This is a genomic window from uncultured Thiodictyon sp., from assembly GCA_903837595.1.
GTDB lineage: Bacteria > Pseudomonadota > Gammaproteobacteria > Chromatiales > Chromatiaceae > Thiodictyon.
This window is the reverse complement of record CAILVI010000236.1, coordinates 1-2418: the sequence shown is the minus strand read 5'-3', so window position 1 is coordinate 2418 and position 2418 is coordinate 1. Positions and strand designations below refer to the sequence as shown.

Here is a 2418-nt window from a genome sequence, read left to right as displayed (position 1 = left end):
CTACCGGGATAGCCTCTGGGGCTGCTCCATCGACTTTCGCTTTCCAGTCGCCAAGCTGCTGCACTGGGACCGGCCCGCGCGTTGGGCGGAGCTGGAGCAGAGTGACAACCGCTTCGCGCTGGTGGTCATGGCCCAGATTCGCGCCAAGGACCGGGGCGATGCCGACCAGCGCCGGGCCTGGAAGCTGCGGTTGATCCGGCTGATGTATGATCGCGGCTACGATCGCGGCACGGTCCTGGAGCTGTTTCGGGTCATCGACTGGATGATCCGGCTACCCGCGGAGGCCGAGGCCGCCTTTCGCAAAGACCTCTACGACTTCGAGACGAGCAAGCAGATGCCCTATATCACGACTGTCGAACGTGCGGGAATCAAGAAGGGCCTTCGGCGGGGGCTCCAGCGGGGGCGCCAGCAGGGGGTCCAGCAAGGCGAGGCCGCATTGCTCCTGTGGCTGATCGAGAAAAGGTTCGGCGCGGACGTCGCGCAGCGCTGTCGCGGCCGGGTGGAAACCGCCGGCAGCGACGACCTGCGGATCTGGTCGGAGCGCATCCTGACGGCGGACAGCATTGCGCAGGTGCTCGACTGAGCGAGCAAGTGGGCTGAGAGGTTGTGAAAGAAGATAATGGATTAGGCTCAATTAAATTCTCTTTCGCTTTCGAATTTCATTGAGCCTGGCCCCTTATCCCCTTGGACGCCCCGGCCCCTTGGAACAGACTTGAGAAAGACACCTCCGCACAAGGAGAAAGGACCCGACATGATTACCACAACCCAGATCCGCGAGCAGTTGAAGCAGGAACTTCACCAGATACCAGACGGCAAGCTTGCCGAGATTCTGGACCTCGTTCACTACTTTCGCGTAGGCGTCCAGATGGAACAGCGCGGCGGCGTCAACAGCGAGCCACTTCCCGCGACTACCGACGAGCAACTCCTGGACGAACTCCGCGCCTTCATTCGTCGGCCCAACGCCGCACCGCTGGGCGAGTTCCGGCTGAACCTGGAAGGTTATCGCTTCGACCGCGAGGAAGCGAATGAGCGTTGAGTACTTCCTCGATACGAATGTCCTTCTGTACCGCTACTCCGATCAGGATATCGACAAACGCCGAATTGCCGCCAACCTGCTGGAGAGCGGACGGGCCATTGCGAGCGCCCAGGTATTGAACGAATTTTGCAACGTGACGCGCAAGAAATTCCCGGCCTCGTATACCAAAATCGAGTCCACTTTGACTGAAATTAAGAGGCTACTGCCGATTATGCCGTTGGACTTCATCGATACCATGAGCGCCGTCCGCATCTCGTCCCGCTACCAATACAGCTTCTACGACTCGCTGATCCTGGCATCCGCGCAGCGGCATGGTTGCCGCGTGGTACTCTCCGAAGATATGCAGAGCGGCCAGACGTTGGATAGTGGCGTTCGGATTTGGAACCCGTTTTCGATCTAACTCGACTTTGAGGACTTTGAGCGGCAGGTGTTGGATTGCAGGACCTGACCTAAGGGCGCGCTGTCCAGGGCTTTGGCCCGCGTTTCATTCGACGGGAATTAAGTAAACTGTCCCCGGAATTCGCAACACATCATTGGTCTCAAATCGAGGAGCAGAGAGCATGCGGTTCGAGGTTAAGATTCTGCAGCAGGACATTCCAAGACTCGTTGATCAATTGGTTCAGATCACTGGAGTCGAAGCCTGGAGAAAACGATTCACTTGGCTTGAGCAGGAATCTCGCGAGAACCAGCATATGCGGGAGTGGCTCTCCGAACGTTGCGGGATTGAGATTGCTCTTATGGAGGCTGTGGCTACGGGCGAACTCAAGGATCCTGCGTCGTATAGATTGGACTTGGCTGGCCGATACGAACTTGCCGCATTTGCTGCTGGAGTTGGGGCGATCCATGCGCGTTTGTCGGCGGCCGGAAAAAATCGACTCCGCGGGCAAATCGTCGACGGACTGAAGACAGACAAGGGTCTCTTGCCTTTGCAGCACGAGGTTTCAACGGCTGTCCACCTTGTGCATAGTGGATTCGATGTTTGCTTCCACGATCTTGAGTCGGGCGGTGGGTTTGACTTCCTGGCCGAACGAGATGGGCTTGCCGTCGAGGTTGAGTGCAAGGTCTTCTCAGGCGATCTTGGTCGAAAGATTCACAAGCGGGCTCTGGCGAAACTCTTCCTTAAGATTCGTGGCCGGCTTATGAGCGTGCTCTCCGGACTGCGCACAGGTTTGCTCGTTAGGATAACGTTTCCCGTTCGTCTCAGCAGCTCCGATGCGCAGCATGCTGCGGTGAGTCGTGCGCTTGAGGAAAGCCTGCTCTCCGCAGATCGATGTAAATCTGACGAGTGCTCTGTCGCAGTGTCGGAGTTCAGTGTCGCGAGTGGGCCATTCTCAAGTGCGGCACGTGGCGTTGTTAGCCCGTCAGACGCACGACAGTTTGTG

At 57.9% G+C, this 2418-nt stretch carries 4 protein-coding genes; all 4 read left to right on the top strand.

Features of this window, described 5'->3' with window-relative positions; all coding sequences use genetic code 11:
* On the top strand, positions 1-583 hold a 583-nt coding region (locus QZY44_RS12615), incomplete at its 5' end, for a hypothetical protein (RefSeq protein WP_295446717.1).
* A 168-nt stretch (positions 584-751) separates the two neighbouring features.
* The gene (locus QZY44_RS12610; protein ID WP_295446715.1) at positions 752-1036 is read left to right on the top strand and encodes a hypothetical protein; all 285 of its coding nucleotides are present in this window, start codon (positions 752-754) and stop codon (positions 1034-1036) included.
* Complete coding sequence (locus QZY44_RS12605) at positions 1026-1436, top strand: PIN domain-containing protein (RefSeq protein ID WP_295446713.1); 411 nt, start codon at positions 1026-1028, stop codon at positions 1434-1436. Before QZY44_RS12610 ends, QZY44_RS12605 begins: the two co-directional genes overlap by 11 nt.
* 160 nt (positions 1437-1596) lie before the next feature.
* On the top strand, positions 1597-2418 hold an 822-nt coding region (locus QZY44_RS12600; RefSeq protein WP_295446711.1), incomplete at its 3' end, for a hypothetical protein.